This is a genomic window from Streptomyces sp. NPDC008125 (assembly GCF_042957125.1).
Taxonomy (GTDB): Bacteria; Actinomycetota; Actinomycetes; order Streptomycetales; family Streptomycetaceae; genus Streptomyces.
Map to the genome: position 1 here is coordinate 169,072 of NZ_JBIBHR010000015.1, position 26,471 is coordinate 195,542.

Below are 26,471 nucleotides of genomic sequence, written 5' to 3' on the forward strand. Positions count from 1 at the left end.
CTTGAACAGCAACACCTTCCGTCTCGCAGCCCTGGCGGTCGCCGCCGCTCCCGTCGCCCTGTTCGCCGCGTTCCCCGCGCAGGCCGCAGTTCCGGCGACCACGGGCACGGACGAGGGCAGGGCGAGTGCGGTCGTGCTCCGGGCGGCGCTCGACGTCTCGCTCGCCAACAGGACCGTCGACGTGCCGCTCAAGGCCACGCTCAACGAGGTCGACGCCCCGGAGAGCGCCGAGAAGACCGCGCTCTCCGTGAAGCTGGACGGCGTCACCGACGGGCCGGTCCAGGTGCTGCGGGCCGACGTCGCGACCTCGGGCGCCACGGTCGACGCACGCCGCGCGGAGGGGCACAGCAACCTCGTCAAGGCCCGGGTGCAGGTCCCCGGTCTGCCGCTGCTCTCGCTCATCGAGGTCGAGAAGGTCAGCTCGAAGGCCGTCTGCGAGGTCGGCAGGAAGCCGGTCGCGTCCTCGAACGTCCTCGGGCACGTGACGGTCCTCGGCAAGCGGATCACGCTCACCGCGGGCGGCAGGACCGAGGTGGACCTGCCCGGCGTCGGCAACGTGACCCTCGACCTGTCGAAGACCGGCACCACCTCGAAGACCGCTGCCGCGGCTGCACTTCAGCTGCGGATCTCCGTCAACCCGGGCAAGCTCAACGTCGCCGACGTCCAGGGCGAGGTGACCCTCGCGGAGGCGACCTGCACCACGCCGGGCTCCGGCCACGGCGGCTCCGGCGGCGGCTCGGGGCACGGCGGTTCGGGCAACGGCGGCTCGGGGCACGGTGGTTCGGGCAACGGCGGCTCGGGCAACGGTGGGCACAGCGACGGTGGTTCGGGCAGCGGCGGCTCCGGCGGCGGCGGTACGGACGACGGCGGCGCGACGACCGGCGACAGCGGTACGACGGGCGACACCGGCTCCACGGAAGGGGGGTACGAGGACGGCGGCGCCACGGACGGCGGCGCGAGCGGTGACGGCTCCACGGGCGACACTGCCACCAGCGGTGCCACCGGCGACACCTCGGGCAACACCGGCTCCACGAACAGCACCTCCGGCAGCGGCACCACCGGTGGCGACGTGAAGACGCAGACCGGGGCCGACGACACCCCGGCCACCGTCTCCGGGGACGACCTCGCGGAGACCGGCAGCAGCTCCAGCACCCCGCTGATCGCCGGGGGCGCGGCCCTGCTCCTGGCGCTCGGCGCCGGGGCGACCGTCCTCGCCCGCAGGCGCGCCCAGGACTGACCCGGTCCGCGACCGGCCGGACGGAGCACGACGACCCCGGCCGGTCCGCGCGCTCGGGCGGGCGCGCGGGCCGGCCGGCCGGTACCGGCCCTCGGATGACCACGGCACGGCCCGGGGCGACCCTGCCTCACCCTCCGGTCACCCCGCCCCCACCGGCAACGCCTGGAGCGCCAGGTCCAGCGCCTGGAGGAAGCGGTTCGTCGTCACCCGGTCCCGGACCGCGAGTCGCAGCCAGTCCGGCCCGAGCCCCGGGAAGGTGTCCCCGCGCCGGGCTGCGAACCCCAGGGAACGCAGCCCTTCCCGCAGCTCGGCCGCACCATCCAGGCGGATCAGCACGAACGGCCCCTGGGCCGGGGCCACGACCTCGATCTCGCCGAACTCCGCGATGCCCGCGAGCAGATGGGCCCGGTCCACCGCGATCCGGTCCGCCGCGCAGGCCGCCTCCGCCAGAGCGCGCGGCTCCATGCACGCCTCGGCCGCCGCCAGCGCCGGCGAGGACACCGGCCACAGCGGCTGCGCCTCCTCCAGCAGGGCGATCACCGCGGGGTCGGCCAGCACGTAGCCGATCCGCAGCCCCGCCAGCCCCCATGTCTTGGTGAGGCTGCGCAGCACGACGAGGCCGGGGATGTCCGTACGCCCGCAGAGCGCCTCGCGCTCCCCGGGCACGGCGTCCATGAACGCCTCGTCGACCACCAGGGTCCGCCCCGGTCTCGCCAGCGCTTCCAGCACACCGGCGGGGTGCAGCACGGACGTCGGATTGGTCGGGTTGCCGACGACCACCAGGTCGGCGTCCTCCGGCACCGTCGCGGGGTCCAGCCGGAACCCGTCCTCCGCCCGCAGGAGGACCCGCCCCACCTCGTGCCCGGCCGCCCGCAGCGCCGCCTCCGGTTCCGTGAACTGCGGGTGCACCACGACCGGCCGGCGGGCCGGCAGCGCCCGGGCGATCAGCACGAACGCCTCGGCCGCCCCGGCGGTGAGCAGCACCCGGTTCGCCGGGAGGCCGTGCCGGGCGGCGACGGCGGCCCGCGCCGCACGGCCGTCGGGGTAGGCGGCGAGCCCGCCGAGGGAGGCCGCTATGCGCTCCCGCAGCCAGTGCGGCGGGGTGTTCGTCCGGACATTCACGGCGAGATCGGTCAGGTGCCTGCCGCGTACCTCGGCGTCGCCGTGGTGACGAAGGTCGGGGCCGCCGCTCTCGGTGTACCGCGTGGGGGGTGTCATGGCTGCCATGGTGGTGGGCGCGGCGCCTCCCGTCACCGGCGCGGCTGAAGATTCCGCTTCCGGGGGAACCACGCGCGGCCCGATCCGCCTGGCCACCGCGCAGGTGGCCCGCGCCGATCTCGTCTTCGGGACGACCAGTTCGTCCGCCGCGCAGAGCGCCGCCGCCTCCGCCACCGAGACCGTACCGACGAGCGCGGCGACCGTCTCGGACGCACCGGGCACCGGTACCCGGGTCAGCTCCGCCGCCGACCGGCCGCGCAACGGCACCCCGAGCCGCGCCGCCGCCGCGACGATGCCGGGCTCCGCGGTCTTCGCCTCGACGGTGGCCAGTTCGACCACGTCGGAGACCGCGAGGCCCGCCGTCCGCAGCACCTGTTCGATCAGCGCGGACACCTCCTCGCCCGGGACGCCCCGGCGGGCGCCGACGCCGACGACGAGCGCCGCCCCGGCGGCGGGTTCGGGAGAGTGGTCCGGGGCCCCTGCGCTTGCGGTCACGGGCAGTCCTTTCGTACGGGCCGCCACCGCCGGGGGGCCTCGGGCACCCGGCAGGGCGTACGGCGCTCCGGCGGAGACGGCACAGATCGGGGAGACGGCGGAGATCGGGGAGACGGCACAGATCGGGGAGACGGCGGAGATGCGGGCAACCGGCCCGATCGGCTAGCAAGGGCCCATGGCGGTGTTCGTCGCGCTCGGCGCGTTCCTGATGACTCTGGCCGGCGGCTGGGTCGCGCAACGCGTCACCGACCGCCGCCACCTGGTGCTCGGCTTCGCCGGCGGACTGATGCTCGGCGTGGTCGGCCTCGACCTCCTGCCGGAGGCGATCGACGCGGCGGGGCGGCCCGTGGCGGGGGTGCCCGCCGCCCTGCTGTTGTTCGTGGGGGGCTTTCTGCTGGCCCATCTGGTGGAGCGTCTGCTCGCCGTGCGCCAGGCGGCACACGGGGCGGGCGAGGAACGCGTGCCCCAGGTGGGTCTGACGGCGGCAGCCGCGATGGTGGGCCACAGCCTGATGGACGGGGTAGCGCTCGGCGCCGCCTTCCAAGTCGGCGCCGGCATGGGGGCGGCCGTCGCGCTCGCCGTCATCACCCACGACTTCGCCGACGGATTCAACACCTACACCCTTACCAGTCTCTACGGGAACAATCGCCGCAAGGCGTTCTTCATGCTCTTCGCGGACGCGATCGCCCCGATCGTGGGCGCGGCGACCACCCTCGTGTTCACTCTTCCGGAGGAATTGCTCGGCGCGTATCTCGGCTTCTTCAGCGGGGCGCTGCTCTACCTCGCCGCCGCCGAGATCCTCCCCGAGGCCCACCACGACCATCCGGCCCGTTCCACCGTGCTCTGCACGATCGGCGGAGTCGGCTTCATCTGGCTGGTCGTCGGCATCGCGGACTGAGCGGTGTCCGGCGGATCACGGCCGACGTCGCGGCACGGCGGACCACCCGGGGACGGCCCGGTCCCGCACCGGAAAACCCTTCAGCGCACCTCGCCGCACCGCTCCACGAACCGCCGGGCCGTCCCGGGCGTCGCAGCCCAGTGGGTGTGCAGATAGCTCGCGTGCACCCCGCCCCGGACGAAGCCCTCCACCCGGCGTTCCGGCAGGTGCATCCCCCAGGCCGGCACCGGCCCCGAGCCCGGCTCCAGCACCGTCCGGTGGAACTCGTGGCCACGCACCCGGGTCCCGGCCGCGGCGAGCGAGCTGTCCGCGATCGCCACCGCCTCCCGGTAACCGAGCGTGAGGCGCCCCGACATCCGGGCGCTCGCGTCCAGCACCCCGCACATCGGCCGGCCGTCCAGCTCGCGCGCCAGGTAGAGCAGCCCCGCGCACTCCGCCGCCACCGGCGCCCCGTTCTCCGCGAGGGCGGTGACCGCCCGGCGCAGCGGTTCGTTGGCCGACAGCTCGGGGGCGTACACCTCGGGGAAACCGCCCCCGACGACCAGCCCGGCCGTGCCCTCCGGGAGCTTCTCGTCGTGGAGGGGGTCGAAGGGGACGACCTCGGCGCCCGCGGCCGTGAGCAGCTCGGTGTGTTCGGCGTACGCGAACGTGAACGCGGCCCCGCCCGCCACGGCCACCACCGGCCGCTTCCCGGAGAGCTCGTACCGCTCCGGCTCCCAGGCCCCGACGGACAGCGGGGGAGCGGTCCGGGCCAGTGCCAGCAACGCGTCCATGTCGCAGCCGGCCCGCACGCGTTCGCCCATCGCCGCCACCGCGTCCACGGCGTCCGTGCGTCGTTCGGCCACCGGCACCAGCCCCAGGTGGCGCGACGGGGTCTCCACCTGCGCGGCCCGTCGCAGCACCCCGAGCACCGGCAGCCCGGACTCCTCCAGGGCGTCCCGCAGCAGCATCTCGTGCCGGTCGGAGGCCACCTTGTTCAGGATCACCCCGCCGATCCGCACCCCGGGGTCCCAGGCCGCGAAACCGTGGACCAGGGCCGCCACCGAACGCGACTGCGAGGAGGCGTCGACCACCAGCACCACCGGCGCCCGCAGCAACTTCGCCACCTGCGCCGTCGACGCCAGCTCGCCCTGGCCAGAGGCCCCGTCGAAGAGCCCCATCACGCCCTCGACGACCGCCAGGTCGCACCCCGCCGACCCGTGCGCGAAGAGCGGCGCGATCAGGCCGGTCCCGCACATGTAGGCGTCGAGGTTGCGTCCGGGCCGGCCGGTGGCCAGCGCGTGGTAGCCCGGGTCGATGTAGTCGGGGCCCACCTTGTGCGGGGAGACGGCGAGCCCGCGCGCGGCGAAGGCGGCCATCAGCCCGGTGGCCACGGTGGTCTTGCCGCTGCCGGAGGCCGGGGCGGCGATCACCAGCCGCGGCACGGAGCCCGAGGCGCCGTCGGGAACACTCACCACTCGATGCCTCGCTGGCCCTTCTGACCCGCGTCCATCGGGTGCTTCACCTTCGACATGTCGGTCACCAGGTCCGCGGCGTCCAGCAGCGCCTGCGGGGCGTTGCGGCCGGTGATCACCACGTGCTGGGTGCCGGGACGGTTCCGCAGCGTCTCCACCACGTCCTCGGTGTCGATCCAGCCCCAGTGCAGCGGGTAGGCGAACTCGTCGAGCACGTACAGCTTGTACGTCTCGGCGGCGAGGTCGCGCTTGACCTGCGCCCAGCCCTCCCGGGCCTTCTCCTCGTTCGCCGTGTTGTCCGTCTCGCCGGAGGGCCCGCGCTGGACCCACGACCAGCCCTCGCCCATCTTGTGCCAGGCGACCGTGCCGCCCTCGCCGCTGGCCCCGAGGACCTTCAGCGCGTTCTCCTCGCCGACCTTCCACTTCGCCGACTTGACGAACTGGAACACCCCGATCGGCCACCCCTGGTTCCAGGCGCGCAGCGCCAGCCCGAACGCGGCCGTCGACTTCCCCTTGCCGATCCCGGTGTGGACCAGGAGGAGCGGGCGGTTGCGGCGCTGACGGGTGGTGAGCCCGTCGTCCGGTACCGAAGTCGGCTGTCCCTGCGGCATTACGCGGCCCTCCCGGCTGCTCTGACATCCTTGACCAGCCCGGCGATCGAGTCGGCCCGCAGGTCGTCGAGCGTGACGGCGGTGCCTCCCAGATCGCGGGCGAGCTGTGCGGCGAGCCCGAGGCGTACGATCCCCGACTCGCAGTCCACCACGACGGACGCGGTCCCCTCGGCGGCGTGCAGCCTTCCCGCCCGCGCGGCCAGGGCCACCGGCTCGGGACCGCCCGTCGCCCGTCCGTCCGTCACCACCACGAGCAGCGGACGCCGCGAGGGGTCGCGCATCCGCTCCACCCGCAGCACGTCGTGCGCCTTCAGCAGACCCGCCGCCAGCGGGGTGCGCCCCCCGGTCGGCAGGGTCTCCAGCCGGGCCGCCGCAGCGTCCACCGACGAGGTCGGCGGCAGCACCAGCTCGGCGTCCCGCCCCCGGAACGTCACCAGCCCCACCTTGTCGCGCCGTTGATACGCGTCGAGCAGCAGCGACAGCACCGCGCCCTTCACCGCGCCCATCCGCTGCCGGGCCGCCATCGACCCGGAGGCGTCCACCACGAAGAGCACGAGGTTCCCCTCGCGGCCCTCCCGCGTCGCCTGCCGCAGATCGTCCCGGCGCACCACGAGACCCCGCCCGGACCGGCCGCGCGCCCGCTGGTGCGGGGCGGCGGCCTGGACCGTCGCGGCCAGGTGCAGCTTGGTCAGCGCACCCTCCGGACGCCGCGCGCCGGTCGTCCGGCCGTGCTCGGTACGCGCCCGGGACCGGCGTCCCGCCGCGCCCTCGCCGAGTCCTGGGACGCTCAGCATCTTCGTACGGAACGGCTCCGCCGCCGCGACCGGCCGCTGCTCCCCACCGGCCGGGGCGCCCGGGCCCTGCGCGGAACCCTGGCTCTCGGGGGAACCCTGGCTCTCCGGGGACGGCGAGGCCGAAGGCGCGGGCGCCGACCCGTCCTCGGGGCCGCCCCCCTGCGGCGGCACCCCGCCGCCGGGACCGCCCCCGTCGTCCGGCCCTTCGGGACCGGAGTCCGGGTCCGGATCGGGGTCGGGGTCCGGACCGGGGCCATCGTCGCCGCGCCGCCCCTCGTCCCGGCGGCCTTCCTCCTCGGCGGCCTCCCGGAGCGTGTCGTCGAGCTTCTCCTCGTCGAGCCCCGGGGCGTCGAAGGGGTTGCGGCGCCGCCGGTGCGGGAGGGCCAGCAGGGCGGCCTGCCGCACGTCGTCGGCGGTCACCTCGTCGCGGCCGGCCCAGGCGGCCAGCGCGGTCGCCGTCCGGGCCATCACGATGTCCGCGCGCATCCCGTCGACCTCGAAGGCCGCGCAGGTCGCGGCGATCCGCCGCAGCGCCCCGTCGCCGAGCACGACCCCGGGGAGCAGGGCGCGCGCCGCGGTGATCCGCTCGCGCAGCGCGCTCTCCTCGTCGGCCCACGCCGCCGCGAAGGCCGCCGGATCGTCGTCGTACGCCAGGCGCCGCCGCACGACCTCCACCCGCAGATCGGTGTCCCGGGACGCGGCCACCTCCACGGTCAGCCCGAACCGGTCCAGCAACTGCGGCCGCAGCTCGCCCTCTTCCGGGTTCATCGTGCCGACCAGCAGGAACCGCGCCGCGTGCCGTACGGAGACGCCCTCGCGCTCCACGTACGAAGCACCCATCGCCGCCGCGTCCAGCAGCAGGTCCACCAGGTGGTCGTGGAGGAGGTTGACCTCGTCCACGTAGAGGATTCCGCGGTGCGCGTCGGCCAGCAGGCCCGGCTCGAAGGCCTTCACGCCCTCGGCGAGCGCCCGTTCGATGTCGAGCGCCCCGACCAGCCGGTCCTCGGAAGCGCCGACCGGCAGCTCCACCGTCCGCGCGGGCCGCGACACACCCTGCGCCGCCGCGTGCGGGCCGTCCGGGCACGCCGGGTCGGGGGAGGCCGGATCGCAGGAGAACCGGCAGCCCGGCACCACCGCGACCGGGGGCATCAGCGCGGCGAGCGCCCGGACGGCGGTGGACTTCGCGGTGCCCTTCTCGCCGCGCACGAGCACCCCGCCGACCGCCGGGGACACCGCGTTCAGCAGCAGCCCGAGCCTCAGGTCGTCCTGACCGACGATCGCGGTGAACGGATACGGCGTGCTCACAGGGCCTCCTGGATGGTGTCGGAAACGTTCGTGCCCGTGACCGGTGCCGCTACGGGCGCCGGCACGGCAGGCGGTACGGACCCCACGTCGGCGCCCGCACCGGGCAGCGCCGGCGCGCCCGGGCCGACGAACGGCAGCCCCGCCGGGGCACCTTGCTCGATCAGCCGCCACAGGGCGTCGGTGTCCGCGTGCTCCTCGATCAGGTCGCCCAGCAGATCCAGCTGTTCCTCGCGCAGCGCGGCGAAGCCGGTGTCCGGGGCGGCCGTGAACCGCCGCCCGGCAGCCCGGGCGACTTCCGTCAGGAAGGCCCGCCGGAACGCGTCGCTCTCCAGCGACCCGTGCCAGTGCGTCCCCCACACCCCGCCCACCCGGCAGCCGTCCAGGAACGGTTCGCCGCCCCGCACGTCGGCGACGCCGTGGTGGATCTCGTACCCCTCCACCGGCTCGCCCAGCGCCGTACCGACCGGCCGGGCCAGGGTCTTCTCCCGGGCGAACCGGACGCGTACCGGCAGCAGGCCCAGCCCCTCCACGACACCGGCCCGCGACTCGACCTCGTCCTCGATCCGCTCGCCGAGCACCTGGAAACCGCCGCAGATCCCCAGCACGGGAAGGCCCTCGGCCGCCCGCCGGACCAGGGCGTCCGCGAGCCCCCGGGCGCGCAGCCACTCCAGCGCCCTCACGGTTCCCCGGGTACCGGGCACCACGACCAGGTCCGCGTCGGCCAGCTCCTCCGGCCGGTCCACGAACCGCACGATCACGCCGGGTTCGGCGGCCAGCGCGTCCACATCGGTGAAGTTGGACATCAGCGGCACCGCGCACACCGCGACCCGCAGCACGTCCTCGCCGTGCGGCGGCGCCACCACCGACTCCCGGACGGTCCCGCGCAGCGACACCCGCAGGCCGTCCTCCTCGTCGATGCCGAGACCGTGCGTGAACGGCAGTACCCCGTACGTCCGCCGCCCGGTCAGCCCCAGCAGCATGTCCAGGCCCGGCTCCAGCAACGACACGTCACCGCGGAACTTGTTGACCAGATAGCCCGCGACCAGCTCCTGGTCCTCGGCGCTCAGCAGCGCCGTCGTACCGAAGAACGAGGCGAACACCCCGCCCCGGTCGATGTCGCCGACGACCAGCACCGGGAACCGGGCGGCGCGGGCGACGCCCATGTTCACGATGTCGGTCCGCCGCAGATTGATCTCGGCCGGACTGCCCGCCCCCTCGCAGATCACGGCGTCATACGTGCCCCTCAGCTGCTCCAGGCAGTCCACGACCGTCCCGAACAGGGCCTCCTGGCGGCCCCCGTGGTAGCCGCGCGCGCTCATCTCGCCCACCGGCTTGCCCATCAGCACGACCTGGCTGGACCTGTCGCCGCCGGGCTTCAGCAGCACCGGGTTCATCAGCGCGGACGGCTCGACCCGGGCGGCCTGCGCCTGCATGGCCTGCGCCCGCCCGATCTCGGCGCCCTCCCGGGTCACGAAGGAGTTCAGCGACATGTTCTGCGCCTTGAACGGGGCGACCTTCACCCCCTGCCGCACCAGCCACCGGCAGATCCCGGCCGTGACCACGCTCTTGCCCGCGTCCGAGGTGGTCCCGGCGACGAGCAGCCCGCCACCTCTCGTCGCGTTCCCGCTGCCGCTCATGCCCGTCCCCGATCCGTGATCACGTGTGTCGCCGTCGGCCACCCCGCAGCCCGTCGTCCCGTCACCAGCCGTCCCGCGACGCAGACGGCCAGGGCCAGCACACCCACCCGGCGCGACAGCCGCACCGCGCGCTCGATGTCGCCCGCCTCCACGGCCACCGCCCGCCCCTCGGCGCCGTTCAGCACCGGCCGGTGCTCGACCCGTCCGCCGTACGCGAGGGTCCCGCCCAGCCGCACGCCGAGCGCCCCCGCGAACGCGGCCTCCACCGGGCCCGCGTTCGGGCTCGGATGGCGGCCCGCGTCCGCGCGCCAGGCCCGGACGGCCTGCCCCGGCCGCCCCCCGGCGACGACGGCCAGGGCGGCGGTGAGCCGGGCGCCGGGCCAGCCCACCACGTCGTCCAGGCGGGCCGAGGCCCACCCGAAGCGGCGGTGGCGCGGCGAGCGGTGGCCCACCATCGCGTCCAGGGTGTTCACCGCGCGGAAGCCGACGAGACCGGGGACCCCGCCCAACGCCCCCCACACCAGGGCGCCCACGACGGCGTCCGAGGTGTTCTCGGCGACCGACTCCACGACGGCGCGGGCGATCCCCGGACCGTCGAGCGCCTGCGGGTCACGGCCGCACAGATGAGGCAGCCGCTCCCGGGCCGCCTCGACGTCCCCGGCGTCCAGCGCCGCGCCGATGGTCCTGGCCTCGCGGCCCAGCGACGTCCCGCCGACGACGGACCAGGTGACGGCGGCGGTCAGCGCGACGGCCACGACCGGGCTGCGGCGTACGGCACGGGCGGCGAGCGCGGCGGCCCCCGCGGCGCCTCCGGCGCACACCAGGGTGTGCAGCGCGCCCCGGCCCCGGTGGTCCTGCCACAGGCGCCGTTCCACGGCGGCGGCGGCGCGGCCGAACCCGGCGACCGGATGACCCCGGCGAGGATCGCCCAGCAGCCGGTCGGCGACCAGCCCCGCCGTGGCGCCGTACGCGAAGACGCGGTCGGCACGCACGGCTCAGCCCGCCGCGTGTCGGAGCGGTCCCGGACCGGCTGGAACGGCTGACAGGGGAACGGGCGCACGGCGGCCGGGCATGGCGTATGTCCTCACTCAGGGTCCGCGCCCTGGTTCGACGAGACGGCGACGAGAGTGTCCTGGCTCCCGGATCGGCGGCCACCCCGGCCATCCGTCACACGCACGGCGGGGCGCCGCTCCCCGGTGACAGTGGCGGGACCGCGCCGGATTCGCACCGGCTTCCTCTGCTGTCGCCGTGAATGGCTCCGGCAGTCCACCACGCACCGCGAAGGCCCGTCAACTCGCCGTTGACCTGCGGGGCCGAGGTGTGCCCGGACACACCTCGGGCCGGACACACGCGGTGTGTCCGGCCCGACGGGGCGCGACGAGTCCTGCGGGGGAGCGGTCAGGCGACGATCAGATAGATGCCGTACGCGACCGCCGCCGCGCACAGCGCGAAGCAGGCGTACGCGCCGGTGCGTGCCGGCGCGGTCGACGATCCGGAGCCGCCGCTCAGCGCGGTCCCGGCCTTCCTGGCGAGAGAGACGACGCCGAGGCTGAAGAAGCCGACGAGCGCCACGGTGACCACGAGGCTGACACCGAAGACGGTGGCGAGAGCTGCCCAGTCGATTTTCATGGGGGCGAGTCCTTACACCGCGGCCGGACGGGCCGGGTCGGTGGTCGTCGCCGCGGCCGGTACGGACGCGGCGGGGAGGGGGGACGGGATCGTGGCGGTGAGACCGGTGACCGGGAGGCCGGCGGCCGGGACACCGGGGAGCTGCGACGGGATCGCGGCAAGGGTCGGGGCGGTGACGGCTCCGGGCTCGTCCGTCCCGGCGATGTCGGTGTGGTCGACCGGCTCGCGCCGCGACAGCCGCCAGATGGCGCCGGAGCCCGCGACGAGCAGCGCGGCCACCAGGACGATGCCCCAGGTGCCCTGCCTGGTCAGGAACTCGGCACCCGCGCCGACCAGACCCGCCGCCGGGAGCGTGAGGCCCCAGGCCACGAACATCCGGGTCGCGGTGGACCACTTCACCGTGCCGCCCTTGCGGCCGAGCCCGGCGCCCATCACCGCGCCGGAGCACGACTGCGTGGTGGAGAGCGAGAAGCCGAGGTGCGAGGAGGCCAGGATGACGGTCGCCGCGCTGGTCTGCGCGGCGAAGCCCTGCTGCGGCTGGAGGTCGGTGAGCCCGCTGCCCATGGTGCGGATGATGCGCCAGCCGCCGAAGTACGTGCCCAAGGCGATGGCCAGACCGGCCGAGCAGATCACCCAGACCGGCGGGTTCGAGCCGGGGGAAAGGACGCCCCCGGTGACCAGCGCCAGGGTGATGATGCCCATCGTCTTCTGCGCGTCGTTGGTGCCGTGGGCGAGCGAGACGAGACCGGCCGAAGCGATCTGCCCGGCCCGGTAGCCCTTGGCCGTCGACTTCAGCTGCGCCTCGTCGGTGACGTTCCGGCCGACGCGGTACGACAGCTTCGTCGCCAGCATCGAGGCCGCACCGGCCACCAGCGGAGCGGCGACGGCGGGCAGCAGGATCTTGGTGACGACGGTGCCGCCGTCCACCGAGGACCAGCCCGCGGACATCACGGCGGCACCGATGAGTCCGCCGAACAGGGCGTGGGACGAACTGGATGGCAGGCCGACCAGCCAGGTCACCAGGTTCCACAGGATGGCGCCGACGAGCGCCGCGAAGATGACCTCGGTTCTCAGGCCGTCCTCGTCGACGATCCCGCCGGAGATCGTTTTCGCGACCTCCACCGACAGGAACGCGCCGACCAGATTGAGGGTGGCGGACATCGCCACTGCTGTCTTGGGCTTCAGAGCGCCGGTCGAGATGGTGGTGGCCATCGCATTGGCGGTGTCGTGGAAACCGTTCGTGAAATCGAACACGAGCGCTGTCGCGACGACGATCGCGAGCAGCAGTGTGATGTGTTCCATTTACCCAGGCAATCGTTCGACGTCATTGGCACGTGGAACGTAAGCAACCTGAGTGAACGGAAGATGAACTGGGCGGGGCATTGTGGTGCCCCTGCCGTCAGGCCGGAGACTCCGCTTCCGGGCACGAGACGGCGGCCGAGCCTCGGAGCCGGTGGGGGAACTGCCCTCGACCAGCGTTTCCGGCCGCACGAGGAAGCCGGACAAGCCCGTACAGGCCGGTCAATGTCGTTCCGGTCACGTTCGGGCCGGCCGCCCGGTTCGCTCCCGATTCACAGGAAGGCCGTACCGGCGGTCCTCGGGGCGCGTCTTCGACCCGCTGTCTGCCGGGCGACGCCCGGCACGCACGCTCGCCGCCTTGCTCGCCGCGTTGTCGGGAACGCCCGGCACATCGAGTACCGGCGCGACCCTCCGCCGTGCGATCGCACGCCCCGGACGCCGCCGGGCCCGGCCTCCGGCGGGACGACGGCAGCTCGAAGACGCGCCCCCTAGGATCTCCTCCATGGCTGAGGAGTACGCGGAAAAGCGGCAGGACGCACGACCGGACGCCCTCTCCCGGGCCTGGGACGACCTCGTCCGCACGGCCCGCCGGACCGCGGCGGAAGGGCTCGTCGTCGGCACGTCCGGCAACGTCTCGGTACGCGTCGGCGACACCGTGCTGGTCACCCCGAGCGGCATCCCCTATGACCGGCTGGGTCCCGAGGACCTGCTCGGCGTCGACCTGGCGGGTCACCGCACCCTCGGCACTCTCACCCCCACCAGCGAGCTCCCGCTCCACCTCGCCGTCTACCGCACCACCGGCGCGCACGCCGTGGTCCACACGCACGCCGTTCACGCCACGGCCGTCTCCACGCTCGTCGACGAGATCCCGGCCGTCCACTACGCCGCCGCGATGCTCGGCGGACCGGTCCGGACCGCCGGGTACGCCCGTTACGGCACTCCCGAGCTGGCCGCGCACATGCTCGACGCCCTCCGCGACCGCACCGGCTGCCTGCTCCGCAACCACGGCACGGTCACCCACGGATCGAGCCTGGACGAGGCGTACGACCGCACCGCCCAGCTGGAATGGCTCTGCCGGGTGTGGCTCGCGGCGAGCTCCGTCCCCGGCCGCGCCCCGTCCCTGCTCTCCCGGGACCAGCTCGACGAGGCCGCCGAGGCGCTCCGGGACTACGGCCGCCGCGACTGAGACCCGCCACCGCACGCCCGGCGGCACCCGTGCCCCCACACGAGACCCGCCGCACCCCGCCGGGACACGCCCCACGACACCCCGGGCTCGGGCCCTGCCGCGACACGCCCCACGACACCCCGGGCTCGGGCCCTGCCGCGACACGCCCCGCGACACGCCGGGCCCACCGGACGGCCCATCCCGCTGGCCCCCACCACCGTCCTGCCCCAAGACTGAAGCCGTGCGCCCGGCAACAGCGACGGCAGCGGCCGTCTCCACGATCCTCGGCGCCGGCGCGGCAGCGGTCGCCGTCGGCAGATACGCCGGCGGTACCGCTCTCACGGTCCCCGCCGGTCGCCCCCTCCCGGCCGACCGCGGCCTGACCGTGCACGCGACGGCGCCCGGGCAGGTGATCCTGACCCGCTCCTTCGCCTCGCTGCGCCCCGGACTCTGGGGCCTGACGGGACGTGACGTCCACGCGGTCGTGGGCCCTGTCACCGAGGAGCCCGCGCTCTCCGCCGACACCGTCGTCCGCCGTCTCGAACGCGTCACCCACGGCTCCCTCGAGCCGGGCACCCGCGTCCGCGCCACCCCCGAGGTGCACCGGGGCGACCCCGGCACTGCCCTCGGCCTGGTCCACCACGAGGTGGAGATCCCCGGCGAGCTCGGCGCGCTGCCCGCCTGGTACGTCCCGGCCGACCGGGCCACCTGGGTCATCGCCCTGCACGGCATCGGCACCACGCGCGAGCACACCCTGAACGTGACGGGCTTCCTGAACGACCTCCGCCTCCCGGTGCTCGCCCTCGCCTACCGGAACGACGCCGGAGCCCCGCGCTCCCCGGACGGACTCGACCACCTCGGCGCGTCGGAGTGGCGCGATCTCGACGCAGCGATCCGCTACGCCCTCCGCTACGGCGCCGAGAAGGTCGTCCTGCTCGGCTGGTCCACCGGCGCCACCATGGCCCTGCACGCCTGCGTCGACTCCGCGCTCCGCGACAGCGTCGCCGGCCTGGTGCTGGACTCCCCGGTGATGGACTGGGAGACCACCCTGCGCGCCCTCGCCGCCGCCCGGGGCGTCCCGTCCTCGCTGATGCCGCTCGCCGTCCGCGCCGCCCAGGGGAGGACCGGGCTGCGGGGCACCCCGCTCCTCCAGGGCAGGCTGCCGACCGTGCTCCGCGTGCCGACGCTGATCTTCCACGGCCCCGGCGACACCCTGGCCCCCTGGGGACCCTCGCGGGAACTCGCCGCGCTCCGCCCCGACCTCGTCGCCCTGCACACCGTGCCCGACGCCCCCCACGCGTCGATGTGGAACCTGGGCCCCGCCGCCTACGAGGAAACCCTCCGCCGCTTTCTCACGCCCCTGATGTGAGCGTCCGGACCCGACGGCCCCGTCATGAGAACCGTGATGTGAGAGTTGGGGGCAAACCACCCGGTTGATGACGGCCCGGCGGGGTCGCCCGGATGAGGTGGGGCGGCCTCCGTTTGGGCTTTCGGCCCGTCAGAGGCAAGACTGCTCCCCGTGACGTCCCGTAACCCGCGCGACTCCAGGCTGCGACTTGTCCGCCCGCGATCCCTCGCCACGGCGCGCAAGGCCGTGACCACCCGCCGCACCAGGCCCGCTCCCCGCCCACCCGAGGGCACTCCGCCACGCACCGAACTGGCCCGCCAGGCCAGGGAGGTGCTCGCCGCGGACGTACGGGTCGCCCACTGGGCCGCCGACGGCATCAGCCCCGGCACGGCCTCGCTCGCCGCACCCGAACTGGACCGTGCGGCCGCCGAGCTGGGCCTCACCCCCGACCGGGTGCTGGCCGGCTGGGACCGCGCCCGGCTCGCCGGTCTCGTCGAGCTGCACGGCGACACCGTGCGCCCCGGCTGGCGCCTGCGCGCCTGGGACCGCGACGACTCCGCGGTGCTCCGCGGCTGGGTCGCGCTCTTCGACGCGTGGTCGCTCGTGCACGCCTCGCCCGAGGGCATCGAGGCGACCGCCGTCGCCGAGGCGATCGAGGCGGTGCCCCAGGTCCTGTCGCTGCTCCAGCTCTCGGCCGGGCCCGTCCCCGTGCCCGTGCTCCTCGACCTGCTCGGCCAGCGCGTCGCCGAGCTCCACGAGGAACGCTGCGAGGTGCCGTACGCCCCCGGAGCCGAGGGCGGGCCGGTCGGCACCGGTGCCCCCGCAGCGCCCTCCGACGAACTGAACGCCCTGCTGCTCGACTGGGCCCTGGAGGGCCTCGCCGCCGTCGGCGCGCTCACCCTCGAACCGGGCCACGCGACCCTCACCCCGCTCGGCAACTGGGCGGTCTGGGTCAAGCTGGAGCAGATCTGCGTCGCCGCGCAGAGCCCGGCCGGGAACATCGAGCAGCCCGCTGCCGACATGCTCCTCGGCTGCGCCTCGCTCACCCCGGGCCCGGCTCGCGCCGAGTACCGCGCCTGGCTCGCCGCCCGTACGGTCGGCAGCGCCGTCGCCGAACTGCTCGGCGTCGCCCGCGGCGAGGACGCGCTGCTGCGCGGGCTGGCCTTCGAGGCGCTGCGGGTCGTCGGCGCCCCGGCCGAGCCCGAGGTCCGCGCGGTCGTCACACACCCCTCGCTCCGCCCGTACGCCCTGCTCTGGCTCGCCGAGTACGAGGGCGCCGACCCTGACGACGCCCAGGAGGTGCTGAGCCGCGAGGAAGCCACCTGGCTCTGGGTGGACACCGCGGCGGCCGTCGCCGACCACGGCGAGACCGGACTGCTCGTGCGGCATCTGGACACCGCCGTCCAGGGCACCGTCCCGGCCCTGCTCGAAGAGGTCCGGGCGGTCGGCCACCCGCGCACCGTCCAGGTCCTGGTCGCGCTCGCCGCGGCCCACCCGGACCCCGCGCTCGCCAAGGCGATGCGCCGGGCCGCCTTCCAGGTGCACACCGGCGGCAGCCGCGCCTGACCCGCCGCGCCCCGGGCCCGCCACCCGTCGCTCAGGCGGCGCCCGGGGCGTACGTCCCGAAGCTCCACACGTTGCCCTCGGCGTCCCGCACCATGTAGTCCCGCGAGCCGTAGTCCTGGTCGGTGGGCGGCATCAGGATCTCCATCCCGTGCGCCGCCGCCCGCGCGTGGTGGCCGTCCACGGCCTCCGCCGAGTCGAGGACCACGTAGACCCCGACCGGGCCCCCGCCCGCCATGGCCCGCGCGAAGACGCCCTCGCGACCCCGGGACCCGAGCATCACCCGGCCGTTGCCCAGGGACAGCTCCGCGTGGACCACCGCACCGTCCTCGCCCTCGTACACCGCCTCCTCGGTGAACCCCAGCACCCCGGTCAGCGTCCTGATCGCCGCCCTCGCGTCGTCGTAGAGGACCGTCGGGAAGACCGTGGGTGTGCCGTGCGCCGTCTCCGTCATGGAACGTCACCCTCCGCCACTCTCCGAGCGATGTGATCCCCGTCTCATTCTGGCACCGCCCGGCGGTCCGGGCCCGCGCACGGCGGAGGAGTTGCGCACCGCCCGTAGAATGGGCCCATGGCAATTCTCCTTGTGCATTAGCGGCGTCGAGAGACCTCCGCCCTCGTCCCTCCGCCGTCCATACCGCCCTGGAGTCTTACCGTGATCACCGCTTCCGGCATCGAGCTGCGCGCCGGCGCCCGCGTCCTCATCGAAAACGCGTCCTTCCGCATCGCCAAGGGCGACCGCATCGGCCTCGTCGGCCGCAACGGCGCCGGCAAGACCACCCTCACCAAGTGCCTCGCCGGCGAGGGCACCCCGGCCGGTGGCACGATCACCTCCTCCGGCGAGGTTGGCTACCTCCCGCAGGACCCGCGCACCGGCGACCTCGACGTCCTCGCCCGGGACCGCATTCTCTCTGCCCGCGGCCTGGACGAGATCCTGCGCCGGATGCGCGAGAACGAGGAGCGGATGGCGAACGGCAAGGGCGCCACCCGCGAGAAGGCGATGAAGAAGTACGAGCGCCTGGAGACGGAGTTCCTCACCAAGGGCGGGTACGCCGCCGAGGCCGAGGCCGCCACCATCGCTGCGGCCCTCAGCCTCCCGGACCGGGTGCTCGGCCAGCCGCTGCACACCCTCTCCGGTGGTCAGCGCCGCCGCGTCGAGCTCGCCCGCATCCTCTTCTCGGACGCCGACACCCTGCTCCTCGACGAGCCCACCAACCACCTCGACGCCGACTCCATCGTCTGGCTGCGCGACTACCTCAAGTCCTACCGCGGCGGCTTCATCGTGATCTCCCACGACGTCGACCTGGTGGAGACGGTCGTCAACAAGGTCTTCTACCTGGACGCCAACCGGTCCCAGATCGACGTCTACAACATGGGCTGGAAGCTCTACCAGCAGCAGCGCGAGGCCGACGAGAAGCGCCGCAAGCGCGAGCGCCAGAACGCCGAGAAGAAGGCTGCCGCCCTCAACTCGCAGGCCGACAAGATGCGCGCCAAGGCCACCAAGACCGTCGCGGCCCAGAACATGGCCAAGCGGGCCGACCGGCTGCTCGCCGGGCTGGAAGCGGTCCGGGTCTCCGACAAGGTCGCCAAGCTGCGCTTCCCCGAGCCCTCGCCGTGCGGCAAGACCCCGCTGATGGCGGAGGGGCTCTCCAAGTCGTACGGCTCGCTGGAGATCTTCACCGACGTCGACCTCGCGATCGACAAGGGCTCCCGGGTCGTCATCCTCGGCCTCAACGGTGCCGGCAAGACCACCCTGCTGCGCCTCCTCGGGGGCGCCGAAAAGCCCGACACCGGCGAGATCATCGAGGGCCACGGCCTCAAGCTCGGCTACTACGCCCAGGAGCACGAGACCCTCGACCCGGAGCGCACGGTCCTGGAGAACATGCGCTCCGCGGCCCCGGACCTCGACCTGGTGGAGGTCCGCAAGACCCTCGGTTCGTTCCTCTTCTCCGGCGACGACGTCGACAAGCCCGCAGGGGTCCTGTCCGGTGGCGAGAAGACCCGTCTGGCCCTGGCCACGCTGGTCGTCTCCTCCGCCAACGTCCTGCTGCTCGACGAGCCCACCAACAACCTGGACCCCGCCAGCCGCGAGGAGATCCTCGGCGCGCTGCGCACGTACAAGGGCGCGGTCGTCCTCGTCACGCACGACGAGGGCGCGGTCGAGGCGCTCCAGCCCGAGCGCATCATCCTGCTCCCCGACGGGGTCGAGGACCTCTGGGGCGCCGACTACCGCGACCTGGTCGCCCTGGCCTGACCGGTCGGGCCCGCACGCCCCGGAGCGACCGTTTCGGGAGCGTCCGAGGCCGCCCCGATCGAATGATCCACCCCGAATGGATCATTCGGCCTACGCGTGATCCCTCATCTGTGCGAGACGGTCTCATCCCTCGGCGCGGCGCCCGGCAGATACCTGCCGGGCGCAGCCGTATCCGCGCTTTCCGCCCGTACGGCCCTGACCTGGGCCTTCTCTTTCGTGCTCTCCCCACCTGCCTCTGGAACCCCTCGGAATGCTTCATTCCGCTTCCATGGCGCCCTTCCCTGGTCCGGAATCGGGCTGTACGTACCTTGCCGAATGGGTGGCCAGGGCGCACGGTAGGGGTGATCATGAGAAACCAGAGCGCACTTCCCTGAGGAGGCACGGGTGGCCGAGACTCTGAAGAAGGGCAGCCGGGTTACCGGCGTCGCGCGCGACAAGCTCGCGGCAGACCTGAAGAAGAAGTACGACTCCGGGGCGAGCATCCGGGCGTTGGCCGAGGAAACCGGCCGCTCCTACGGATTCGTCCACCGGATGCTGAGTGAGTCCGGCGTGACCCTGCGGGGACGCGGCGGAGCCACACGCGGCAAGAAGGCCGCATCGGCCTGACGGTCGGCGGCGGGTTCCGGGCGCGGGCGGAAGGCCCACCGGAACCGGGGTGGACCACCCGGTCGGCCAGACGGCCGACCAGGTGGTTACTGTTCAGTCACTTATCAAGTGAAGTGCTGACAGCACCCCGATCCGGAGGCGCACGATGACCTCGCTCGACCCGCTGCTCGACAAGGACGGCGTACGACTCACCGTCGATGACGCGGTCGCCACGGTGACCCTGACCAACCCGGCCAAGCGCAACGCTCAGTCTCCCGCTCTGTGGCGGGCGTTGACGGAGGCCGGGCGGGCCGTCCCCGGACATGTACGGGTCGTGGTGCTCCGCGGCGAGGGCAAGTCCTTCTCCGCGGGCCTCGACCGGCAGGCGTTCGCTCCCGAGGGCTTCGACGGTGAGCCGTCCTTCCTCGACATGGCGCGCGGGCCCGAATCCGGGCTCGACGCGACCATCGCCGAGTACCAGGAGGCGTTCACCTGGTGGCGGCGGAACGACATCGTGTCGATCGCCGCGGTCCAGGGCCACGCCATCGGGGCGGGCTTCCAGCTCGCCCTCGCCTGCGATCTGCGGATCGCCGCCGAGGACGTGCAGTTCGCCATGCGGGAGACCAGCCTCGGGCTCGTCCCCGACCTCACGGGCACCCATCCCCTGGTACACCTCGTGGGATACGCCCGCGCGCTGGAGATATGCGCCACCGGCCGCTTCGTGTCGGCCCCGGAGGCCGAGCGCACGGGCCTCGCCAACCTCGTCGTCCCCGCCGACCAGCTCGACGCCGCGACCAAGGACCTGGCCGCCGCACTGCTGGCCGCCCCGCGCGACGCCGTGATCGAGACCAAGGCGCTGCTGCGCGGCGCCGTTTCACGCACCTACGAGGAGCAGCGCGCCGCCGAGCGCGCCGCGCAGGGCCGGCGGCTGCGCGATCTGGCGGGCCTCACCGACTGACGGCATCAGCCGGTCTCCGGGGCCTCCACCACGGCGGTGACCAGCACCGAGACCGGCGGTCCGTCCTCCAGCGCGTCCGTCACGGCGGTGCGCACCGCACGGGCCACGTCGAGCGCGCGGTGCCCACCGGCCGTCGCCACCTCGACGCGTACGTGATCGGCGGCGGCGGTCACCGGCGCGCCCAGGACCTGGGTCAGTGCGACCACGCCGGGGACCGCGGCGGCGGCCAGTCCCGCGGCCCCGTCGACCCGTCCGGCGCGGACCTCCGGCCGGGGGAAGGCCGCCCCGGCCGCCCTTTCCCCGGCCGGCCGCTCCCCGGCCGCCGAGGTGCCGGCCGGAGTCGGGCCGGCCGATGACGTCCCCTCCGGAGACGTCCCCGCGTCCAGCAGGCCCGTCACCCGCAGGTCCACCTCCGCCACGTCCAGCCCCAGCCGCCGTGACGCGGCCTCCATCAGGGCTTCCCGGAGCAGCGCGGCGGACGTGGGCAGCGGCCGGTCGGCGGTGGCGGTGAACTCCGCCTCGATCCGCAGCGGACCCGGCGGCAGCGCGCTCGGCGGCGCGGGCGGCCCCTGGGCGCGCCCCTCCCGGGCCTCTTCCCGCAGCCCTTCGCCGTACCGCTCTCCCGGCCCGGCTCCAGCCCCTCGCCCCGGGCCTTCCTCCGGACCGCCGGGAGCCGTGCCCGCCGTCGCCGCACCGATGCGCAACCGTCCGAGCACCGCGCCGGGCCCCGCCGCCGAGTCACGCAGCACCGAAGCGGCGGCGCGCTCGGCGATCCACGCTCCGTCCGCCGGACCGCCCAGAGGGAGCAACCGGCCCAGTCCCAGCCGTTCGCGCACCGAGGCCGTCCATCCATCCGCCCGCCGGGGGCCGTCCGCCGTTGTCATCGCCCCAGCGTGCCCCATCCGCAGCGCGGTCCCGGGCTGGCGCACTTAGTGTGGGCAAGGAAGTACTCCCCTGCCCCATCGAAGGGATGAGCGGCCATGAGTGAGACCACCACGCAGCGCCCCGGCCCGGACGCTTCCGGCGAAGGCAGGAGCTTGACCAAGCGCGGCGACGCCGGCGCCCGCGGGCGGACCACGATCGCGGACGGTGTCGTCGAGAAGATCGCCGGCCTGGCGGCCCGCGACGTCGACGGCGTGCACGCCATGGGCGGCGGGCTCTCCCGCAGCTTCGGCGCCATGCGGGACCGGGTGCCCGGCGGGGGTGGCAAGTCGCCCGCCCGCGGGGTGAAGGCCGAGGTCGGAGAGTCCCAGGCCGCGCTCGATCTGGAGATCGTCGTCGACTACGGCGTGGCCATCCACGAGGTGGCCCGCGACGTCCGCGAGAACGTCGTCGCCGCCGTGGAGCGGATGACCGGGCTCGAAGTGGTCGAGGTCAACATCGCGGTCAGCGACGTGAAGCTGCCCGACGAGGAGGACGACGAGGACGACGGGTCCTCCTCCCGGGTCCAGTAGCCGGGCGGCATCGTGCGCCCGGCCGCCCGTCACGCCCCGTGGCCCGGCCCACCGCCGGTCCGCCGGGTCCGTTTACCCCTGTCCGACAAGGGAGTTGAGGAGTCAGCATGAGCATGGCCGTGGTCGGCATGGTGGCCGGCATGGCGCTCGGGTTCGCCGGGTACTTCGGCGGATTCGGTGCCTTTCTGCTGGTCGCCGCACTGGGCGCGGTCGGCTTCGTCGCCGGCCGCTTCCTGGACGGCGACTGGGAACCCGGCGACTTCTTCCGGAGTCGCGAGCGCGGCGACCGGCAACGGTGACCCCGGTGACCGGCCCGGTTCCCGCGGCGGAGCGCGGCGAGACCCGGATCGCCGACCGGGTCGTCGCGAAGATCGCGGCACAGGCCGCCCGGGAGGCGATCGACGAGGTTCCCGACGACGGCTCACCGCCCAACGCCTCGGTCACCGTTCACCGGGACTCCGCGCGGGTACACGTCAGCCTGGAGCTCGGTTACCCCGGCGACATCGGCCGCCAGTGCGGAGCCGTACGCCGGCAGGTGGCCGAGCGGGTCAGGACGCTGGCGGGAATGGAGGTGCCCGAGGTGGCCGTACGAATCGAACGCCTGCACCCCGTGGAGACGGGTTCCTCGGGACAGGGGAGGATCCGGTGAGCGAGCCCTCCTACTCCGACGGCCCGGACGGCCCGGAGCACCGCACCCAGCGGCTCCCCGTCGTCGCACCGGAGCCGCTCGGCCCCGAACGGAACGCCTCCTCGTCCACGCACCGGCCCGTCCCCGCCGCGGACGAGCCGGTCCGCGGACGGGCCGGACGTTTCTGGTCGGGCCGCCGCATCCCCGCCGCCCTCCTCGCGCTCGTGGTGCTCGGCGCCTCGGGACTCTTCCTCTACGACGTGGCGGCCGTCCGCGCCGACCACCCGGCGATGCGGTGGCGGCGCTCGCTGGCGGACGGCCTCGCCGAACGCTCCCTCGACGACGTCTGGGTGCTCACCGGTGCCGGGATCGCCGCCGCGCTCGGACTGTGGCTGCTCCTCCTGGCCCTCACCCCGGGGCTGCGCTCCCTGCTGACGATGAGCCGCAGGCACCACGGGGTGCACGCGGCCCTCGACCGCACCGCGGCGGCCCTCGTCCTGCGCGACCGGGCCCAGGAGGTGTCCGGGGTGCAGTCCGTACGCGTCAGGTCGGGACGCCGCAAGGCGGCCGTCCGGGCCGTCTCGCACTTCCGGGAACTCGGTGAGGTACGGGCCGACCTGGAGTCCGCGCTCACCACCGCCATCGCCGAACTCGGCCTCGCCAAACCGCCGAAGCTCTCCGTGCGTGTCCACCGGGCCGCCAAGAAGGGATGAGCGCCATGCTCCGCACGGTCAACCGGGTCCTGCTCGCCCTCGCCGGACTGATCCTCGTCGCCGTCGGCGGCACCGTGCTCGCCACCGGCCTCGGCGCCGCGGTGCCGTCCTGGTTCCCGTGGAGCGGGAAGTCCGACGTGCTGCTCAGCGACGCCGACCGGGGCCGCTGGCGCGACGAGGGCTGGTGGTGGCCGACCGTCATCGCGATCCTCGCCGTGCTCGTCGTCCTCGCCCTGTGGTGGCTGCTCGCCCAGGTGCGGCGGGCCCGCCTCGCCACGGTGCTGGTCGACAGCGGCGACGGCGAGGGCGCCCTGCTGCGGGGCCGGGCCCTGGAGGGGGCCCTCGCCGCGGAGGCGGGCGGCCTCGACGGAGTCGCCCGCGCCCAGGTGACGCTGACCGGCCGCCGGACCGCCCCGCAGGCCCGCGTCCGCATGCGGCTGGAACCGCACGCCGTCCCGGCGGAGGCGCTCCGCGGCCTCTCCGACGAGGCGCTGGCCCACGCCCGTGCCTCGGCCGGACTGGACGAGCTGCCGGCCGAGGTGCTGCTGAAGGCCGTCAAACACCGTGCGGAACGCGTCACCTGACGGAGCGGTACCCGGCCCGGGCTCAGAACCCGTGCCGGGTACCGCCGTCCACCGGCAGCATGATGCCGGTCAGATAGGAAGCGGCGGGGGAGAGCAGGAAGGCCGCGGTCTTCCCGAACTCCTCGGGCGTGCCGTACCGGCGCAGCGGAATGCCGGCCTCGTTCGCGGCACGGGCCGCGTCCGCGTCGCCCGAGAGCGCGTCGAGTTCGCGCACCCGGTCGGTGTCGATCCGCGAGGGCAGCAGCCCGATCACCCGGATGCCGCGCGGCCCGAGCTCGTTCGCCAGGGACTTCGCGAAACCGGCCAGCCCCGGACGCAGCCCGTTGGAGATGGTCAGGCCGGGGATCGGCTCGTGGACCGATCCGGAGAGCACGAATCCGATGACCCCGCCCTCGCCGAGTTCGGCCGCCGCCGCGCGGGCCAGGCGCACCGCGCCGAGGAAGACCGACTCGAAGGCCGACTGCCACTGCTCGTCGGTGTTGCCGGCGGCGGTGCCGGGCGGCGGTCCGCCGACGCTGATCAGCACCCCGTCGAGCCGCCCGAACCGTTCCTTCGCGGTGTTCAGCATCATCCGGGCGGCCGTCGGGTCGCCGTTGTCGGCCGTGACGCCGAGGGCGTCAGGGCCGAGCCCGGCGGCGGCGGCCGTGACGCTCTTCTCGTCCCGGCCGGTGATGAGTACCTTCGCGCCGTCCGCCGCCAGGGCGGTCGCCGCGGCGTTGCCCAGCCCCCGGCTGGCCCCGGTGACGACGTAGACGCGGTCCTTCAGTCCAAGATCCATGGCCCTATCCTGCCGCCTTCTCCCCGGCCAGGGCCATAGCCGTGTTCACCAGCCCGATGTGGCTGAACGCCTGCGGATAGTTCCCGAGCTGGCGACCGGCCACCGTGTCGTACTCCTCGGCCAGCAGGCCCACGTCGTTGCGGAGTTCCAGCAGCCGCTCGAAGATCTCCTCGGCCTCGGCGGCGCGCCCGGTCCGCAGCAGCGCGTCCGCGAGCCAGAACGTGCAGACGATGAAGGCCCCCTCCTCGCCCGGCAGCCCGTCGACCGACGCCCCCTCGGTGCTGTAGCGGCGGACCAGGCCGTCGCTGCCCAGCTCCGCGCGGATCGCGTCGACCGTGCCGACGATCCGCGGGTCGTCCGGCGGCAGGAAGCCCGTGCGGACCATGAGCAGCGTCGCCGCGTCCAGCGCCTTCGACCCGTACGACTGGGTGAAGGTGTTCCGCACGGGGTCGTACCCCTTCTCGCACACCTCGGCGTGCACCGCGTCGCGCATCGCGCGCCAGCGGTCCGGGTCGCCCGGCAACGACGGGTCGGACTCCAGGGAGGTCACCGCCCGGTCCGCCGCGACCCAGGCCATCACCTTCGAGTGGACGAAGTGCTGCCGCTCGCCCCGGATCTCCCACAGGCCCTCGTCGGGCTCCCGCCAGGTGGATTCCAGGAAGCCGAGAAGGCTGAGCTGGAGGTTCCAGGCGTGCGGCTTGTCGGTCAGACCCGCGTCCCGGGCGAGGCGGAGGGAGTCGATGACCTCGCCGTACACGTCGAGCTGGAGCTGGCGGACCGCCGCGTTGCCGGTGCGGACCGGCCGGGAGCCCTCGTACCCGGCCAGCCAGGGCAGCTCCGTCTCGGGCAGCCGGCGCTCACCGGCCAGCCCGTACATGATCTGGAGGTCGGCCGGGTCGCCGGCGACGGCGCGCAGCAGCCAGTCCCGCCAGGCCGCCGCCTCCTCCAGATAGCCGGCCGCGAGCAGCGCGCCGAGGGTCAGCGTGGCGTCCCGCAGCCAGCAGTAGCGGTAGTCCCAGTTCCGTACGCCGCCGATCTCCTCGGGCAGCGAGGTGGTCGGGGCGGCCACGATCCCGCCGGTCGGCCGGTACGTCAGCGCCTTCAGCGTGATCAGCGACCGGAGCACCGCGTCCCGGTGCTTCCCCTGGTACGTGCAGGTCTCCGCCCACTTCGCCCAGTCCTTCAGGGTGTGCTTGAGCGCCTTGTACGGGTCGATCAGCTTCGGGCGCGGCGAGTGCGAGGGGTGCCACGTCAGGACGAAGGCCACCTGCTCGCCCTCGGCGACCGTGAAGGAGGAGCACGTACTGAACTGCTCCCCCCACGTCTTGACCGGCGGATCGCTGCGCAGCCAGACCGAGTCCGGCCCCGCGACGGCCACCCGGTGGCCGTGCGAGCGGCGCATCCACGGCACGATGGAGCCGAAGTCGAAGCGGAGCCGCAGCACCGAGCTCATCCCGACGCTCCCGCTGACCCCCTCGACGATCCGCATCACGTCGGGCGACTTGTCACGCATCGGCATGAAGTCGATGACCTTGACGGTGCCGGTGGGGGTCTCCCAGTACGTCTCCAGGACGAGCGAGTCACCGGCGTAGCCGCGGCGGGTGCAGGTGTCCGACGCGGCGGTGCCTTCGGGCGCGATCCGCCAGTGCCCGTTGTCCTCGTCGCCGAGCAGTGCCGCGAAGCAGGCGCCGGAGTCGAAGCGTGGCAGACAGAGCCAGTCGACGGAACCGTTTCTGCCGACCAGTGCGGCCGTCTGGAGATCGCCGATGAGGGCGTAGTCCTCGATACGTTGAGTCACGCAGTTGCGTTTTCCCGAACGGGGCTGTTGCTAAGCAGGCCGGGCCGACCGGGTGTGCACGGCCCC

General features: G+C 74.2%; 25 protein-coding genes and 1 riboswitch. Of the genes, 13 read left to right on the forward strand and 12 right to left on the reverse strand.

Translation table 11 applies throughout. The annotated features are described in order from the left end of the window. Position 1: 1 nt before the first annotated feature. Positions 2-1,237, forward strand: a complete 1,236-nt coding sequence (locus ACFZAX_RS24950) for an SCO1860 family LAETG-anchored protein (RefSeq protein ID WP_390964306.1) — start codon at positions 2-4, stop codon at positions 1,235-1,237. A gap of 138 nt (positions 1,238-1,375) precedes the next feature. Here the strand turns inward: ACFZAX_RS24950 and cobC are convergent, their stop codons facing one another. Beyond that, positions 1,376-2,950, reverse strand: a complete 1,575-nt coding sequence (gene cobC / locus ACFZAX_RS24955) for an Rv2231c family pyridoxal phosphate-dependent protein CobC (RefSeq protein WP_390964308.1) — start codon at positions 2,948-2,950, stop codon at positions 1,376-1,378. A gap of 175 nt (positions 2,951-3,125) precedes the next feature. Here cobC and ACFZAX_RS24960 point away from each other — a divergent pair, with 175 nt between their 5' ends. Then, positions 3,126-3,848 (forward strand): ZIP family metal transporter, encoded by a 723-nt coding sequence (locus ACFZAX_RS24960; protein ID WP_390964310.1) that lies wholly within the window; start codon positions 3,126-3,128, stop codon positions 3,846-3,848. 80 nt (positions 3,849-3,928) lie between these two features. On the opposite strand, the gene ACFZAX_RS24965 is transcribed toward ACFZAX_RS24960, so the two are convergent. From ACFZAX_RS24965 to ACFZAX_RS24995, 7 genes are all read right to left on the reverse strand, one after another. Continuing rightward, positions 3,929-5,302, reverse strand: coding sequence for a cobyrinate a,c-diamide synthase (locus ACFZAX_RS24965; RefSeq protein WP_390964312.1), 1,374 nt, complete (start codon positions 5,300-5,302; stop codon positions 3,929-3,931). Continuing rightward, entirely contained in the window at positions 5,299-5,913 is a 615-nt protein-coding gene (gene cobO, locus ACFZAX_RS24970) for a cob(I)yrinic acid a,c-diamide adenosyltransferase (protein WP_327175046.1), read from the reverse strand. Before cobO ends, ACFZAX_RS24965 begins: the two co-directional genes overlap by 4 nt. Next, positions 5,913-8,012 (reverse strand): putative cobaltochelatase, encoded by a 2,100-nt coding sequence (locus ACFZAX_RS24975; RefSeq protein ID WP_390964314.1) that lies wholly within the window; start codon positions 8,010-8,012, stop codon positions 5,913-5,915. Before ACFZAX_RS24975 ends, cobO begins: the two co-directional genes overlap by 1 nt. Continuing rightward, positions 8,009-9,649, reverse strand: a complete 1,641-nt coding sequence (locus ACFZAX_RS24980) for a cobyric acid synthase (RefSeq protein ID WP_390964316.1) — start codon at positions 9,647-9,649, stop codon at positions 8,009-8,011. The genes ACFZAX_RS24975 and ACFZAX_RS24980 overlap by 4 nt, the downstream gene beginning before the upstream one ends. Then, the gene (locus ACFZAX_RS24985) at positions 9,646-10,641 is read right to left on the reverse strand and encodes a cobalamin biosynthesis protein (RefSeq protein ID WP_390964318.1); all 996 of its coding nucleotides are present in this window, start codon (positions 10,639-10,641) and stop codon (positions 9,646-9,648) included. The genes ACFZAX_RS24980 and ACFZAX_RS24985 overlap by 4 nt, the downstream gene beginning before the upstream one ends. Before the next feature lie 133 nt (positions 10,642-10,774). Further along, positions 10,775-10,888: riboswitch (cobalamin riboswitch) on the reverse strand. A gap of 159 nt (positions 10,889-11,047) precedes the next feature. Beyond that, positions 11,048-11,278, reverse strand: coding sequence for a hypothetical protein (locus tag ACFZAX_RS24990; protein WP_390964320.1), 231 nt, complete (start codon positions 11,276-11,278; stop codon positions 11,048-11,050). 12 nt (positions 11,279-11,290) lie between these two features. Then, complete coding sequence (locus ACFZAX_RS24995; protein ID WP_390964322.1) at positions 11,291-12,580, reverse strand: inorganic phosphate transporter; 1,290 nt, start codon at positions 12,578-12,580, stop codon at positions 11,291-11,293. Positions 12,581-13,079: 499 nt separating this feature from the next. Between ACFZAX_RS24995 and ACFZAX_RS25000 the strand changes: the two genes are divergently transcribed. The 3 genes from ACFZAX_RS25000 to ACFZAX_RS25010 all read left to right on the forward strand — a co-directional run bounded on the left by ACFZAX_RS25000 (position 13,080) and on the right by ACFZAX_RS25010 (position 16,656). Beyond that, the gene (locus ACFZAX_RS25000; RefSeq protein ID WP_390964324.1) at positions 13,080-13,763 is read left to right on the forward strand and encodes a class II aldolase/adducin family protein; all 684 of its coding nucleotides are present in this window, start codon (positions 13,080-13,082) and stop codon (positions 13,761-13,763) included. 220 nt (positions 13,764-13,983) lie between these two features. Beyond that, on the forward strand, positions 13,984-15,111 hold the full coding sequence (locus ACFZAX_RS25005; protein WP_390964326.1) for an alpha/beta hydrolase: 1,128 nt from the start codon (positions 13,984-13,986) through the stop codon (positions 15,109-15,111). 225 nt (positions 15,112-15,336) lie between these two features. Further along, positions 15,337-16,656 (forward strand): hypothetical protein, encoded by a 1,320-nt coding sequence (locus ACFZAX_RS25010; protein ID WP_390964409.1) that lies wholly within the window; start codon positions 15,337-15,339, stop codon positions 16,654-16,656. Between the two features lie 31 nt (positions 16,657-16,687). On the opposite strand, the gene ACFZAX_RS25015 is transcribed toward ACFZAX_RS25010, so the two are convergent. Continuing rightward, the gene (locus tag ACFZAX_RS25015; protein WP_390964328.1) at positions 16,688-17,107 is read right to left on the reverse strand and encodes a VOC family protein; all 420 of its coding nucleotides are present in this window, start codon (positions 17,105-17,107) and stop codon (positions 16,688-16,690) included. Positions 17,108-17,308: 201 nt separating this feature from the next. Between ACFZAX_RS25015 and ACFZAX_RS25020 the strand changes: the two genes are divergently transcribed. The 3 genes from ACFZAX_RS25020 (at position 17,309) to ACFZAX_RS25030 (ending at position 20,450) form a co-directional block, all read left to right on the forward strand. After that, the gene (locus tag ACFZAX_RS25020) at positions 17,309-18,907 is read left to right on the forward strand and encodes an ATP-binding cassette domain-containing protein (protein ID WP_390964330.1); all 1,599 of its coding nucleotides are present in this window, start codon (positions 17,309-17,311) and stop codon (positions 18,905-18,907) included. Positions 18,908-19,291: 384 nt separating this feature from the next. After that, entirely contained in the window at positions 19,292-19,513 is a 222-nt protein-coding gene (locus tag ACFZAX_RS25025) for a helix-turn-helix domain-containing protein (protein ID WP_266702971.1), read from the forward strand. Positions 19,514-19,658: 145 nt separating this feature from the next. Beyond that, positions 19,659-20,450: an enoyl-CoA hydratase-related protein gene (locus tag ACFZAX_RS25030; protein ID WP_390964332.1), complete on the forward strand. Its 792-nt coding sequence runs from the start codon at positions 19,659-19,661 to the stop codon at positions 20,448-20,450. A gap of 5 nt (positions 20,451-20,455) precedes the next feature. Here ACFZAX_RS25030 and ACFZAX_RS25035 read toward each other — a convergent pair whose 3' ends face one another. Then, a complete protein-coding gene (locus ACFZAX_RS25035) occupies positions 20,456-21,334 on the reverse strand; it encodes a hypothetical protein (RefSeq protein ID WP_390964333.1) in 879 nt (292 codons plus the stop codon). Positions 21,335-21,430: 96 nt separating this feature from the next. Between ACFZAX_RS25035 and ACFZAX_RS25040 the strand changes: the two genes are divergently transcribed. The 5 genes from ACFZAX_RS25040 (at position 21,431) to amaP (ending at position 23,829) form a co-directional block, all read left to right on the forward strand. After that, entirely contained in the window at positions 21,431-21,904 is a 474-nt protein-coding gene (locus ACFZAX_RS25040) for an Asp23/Gls24 family envelope stress response protein (protein ID WP_390964335.1), read from the forward strand. A gap of 107 nt (positions 21,905-22,011) precedes the next feature. Further along, positions 22,012-22,203 (forward strand): hypothetical protein, encoded by a 192-nt coding sequence (locus tag ACFZAX_RS25045; protein ID WP_387368677.1) that lies wholly within the window; start codon positions 22,012-22,014, stop codon positions 22,201-22,203. Beyond that, positions 22,200-22,553 carry a hypothetical protein gene (locus tag ACFZAX_RS25050; protein WP_390964337.1) on the forward strand — a complete coding sequence of 118 codons (354 nt, stop codon included), beginning with the start codon at positions 22,200-22,202 and terminating at the stop codon, positions 22,551-22,553. Before ACFZAX_RS25045 ends, ACFZAX_RS25050 begins: the two co-directional genes overlap by 4 nt. After that, a complete protein-coding gene (locus ACFZAX_RS25055) occupies positions 22,550-23,245 on the forward strand; it encodes a DUF6286 domain-containing protein (RefSeq protein ID WP_390964338.1) in 696 nt (231 codons plus the stop codon). Before ACFZAX_RS25050 ends, ACFZAX_RS25055 begins: the two co-directional genes overlap by 4 nt. Further along, entirely contained in the window at positions 23,242-23,829 is a 588-nt protein-coding gene (gene amaP / locus ACFZAX_RS25060) for an alkaline shock response membrane anchor protein AmaP (RefSeq protein ID WP_390964340.1), read from the forward strand. Before ACFZAX_RS25055 ends, amaP begins: the two co-directional genes overlap by 4 nt. A 22-nt stretch (positions 23,830-23,851) precedes the next feature. Here amaP and ACFZAX_RS25065 read toward each other — a convergent pair whose 3' ends face one another. Together ACFZAX_RS25065 and ACFZAX_RS25070 are read right to left on the reverse strand one after the other, a co-directional pair. Then, on the reverse strand, positions 23,852-24,607 hold the full coding sequence (locus ACFZAX_RS25065; RefSeq protein ID WP_390964342.1) for an SDR family oxidoreductase: 756 nt from the start codon (positions 24,605-24,607) through the stop codon (positions 23,852-23,854). A 4-nt stretch (positions 24,608-24,611) separates the two neighbouring features. Next, a complete protein-coding gene (locus tag ACFZAX_RS25070) occupies positions 24,612-26,405 on the reverse strand; it encodes a glycoside hydrolase family 15 protein (RefSeq protein ID WP_390964344.1) in 1,794 nt (597 codons plus the stop codon). Positions 26,406-26,471 lie beyond the last annotated feature (66 nt).

Bases quoted from the DNA above. Each gene is read 5' to 3' on its own strand.
- ACFZAX_RS24980 (WP_390964316.1), bottom strand. From the start codon at position 9,649: ATGAGCGGCAGCGGGAACGCGACGAGAGGTGGCGGGCTGCTCGTCGCC.
- ACFZAX_RS25045 (WP_387368677.1), top strand. From the start codon at position 22,012: ATGAGCATGGCCGTGGTCGGCATGGTGGCCGGCATGGCGCTCGGGTTC.
- ACFZAX_RS25030 (WP_390964332.1), top strand. From the start codon at position 19,659: ATGACCTCGCTCGACCCGCTGCTCGACAAGGACGGCGTACGACTCACC.
- ACFZAX_RS25040 (WP_390964335.1), top strand. From the start codon at position 21,431: ATGAGTGAGACCACCACGCAGCGCCCCGGCCCGGACGCTTCCGGCGAA.
- cobO (WP_327175046.1), bottom strand. From the start codon at position 5,913: ATGCCGCAGGGACAGCCGACTTCGGTACCGGACGACGGGCTCACCACC.
- ACFZAX_RS25000 (WP_390964324.1), top strand. From the start codon at position 13,080: ATGGCTGAGGAGTACGCGGAAAAGCGGCAGGACGCACGACCGGACGCC.
- amaP (WP_390964340.1), top strand. From the start codon at position 23,242: ATGAGCGCCATGCTCCGCACGGTCAACCGGGTCCTGCTCGCCCTCGCC.
- ACFZAX_RS25015 (WP_390964328.1), bottom strand. From the start codon at position 17,107: ATGACGGAGACGGCGCACGGCACACCCACGGTCTTCCCGACGGTCCTC.
- ACFZAX_RS24995 (WP_390964322.1), bottom strand. From the start codon at position 12,580: ATGGAACACATCACACTGCTGCTCGCGATCGTCGTCGCGACAGCGCTC.
- ACFZAX_RS25065 (WP_390964342.1), bottom strand. From the start codon at position 24,607: ATGGATCTTGGACTGAAGGACCGCGTCTACGTCGTCACCGGGGCCAGC.
- ACFZAX_RS25035 (WP_390964333.1), bottom strand. From the start codon at position 21,334: ATGACAACGGCGGACGGCCCCCGGCGGGCGGATGGATGGACGGCCTCG.
- ACFZAX_RS24960 (WP_390964310.1), top strand. From the start codon at position 3,126: ATGGCGGTGTTCGTCGCGCTCGGCGCGTTCCTGATGACTCTGGCCGGC.
- ACFZAX_RS24990 (WP_390964320.1), bottom strand. From the start codon at position 11,278: ATGAAAATCGACTGGGCAGCTCTCGCCACCGTCTTCGGTGTCAGCCTC.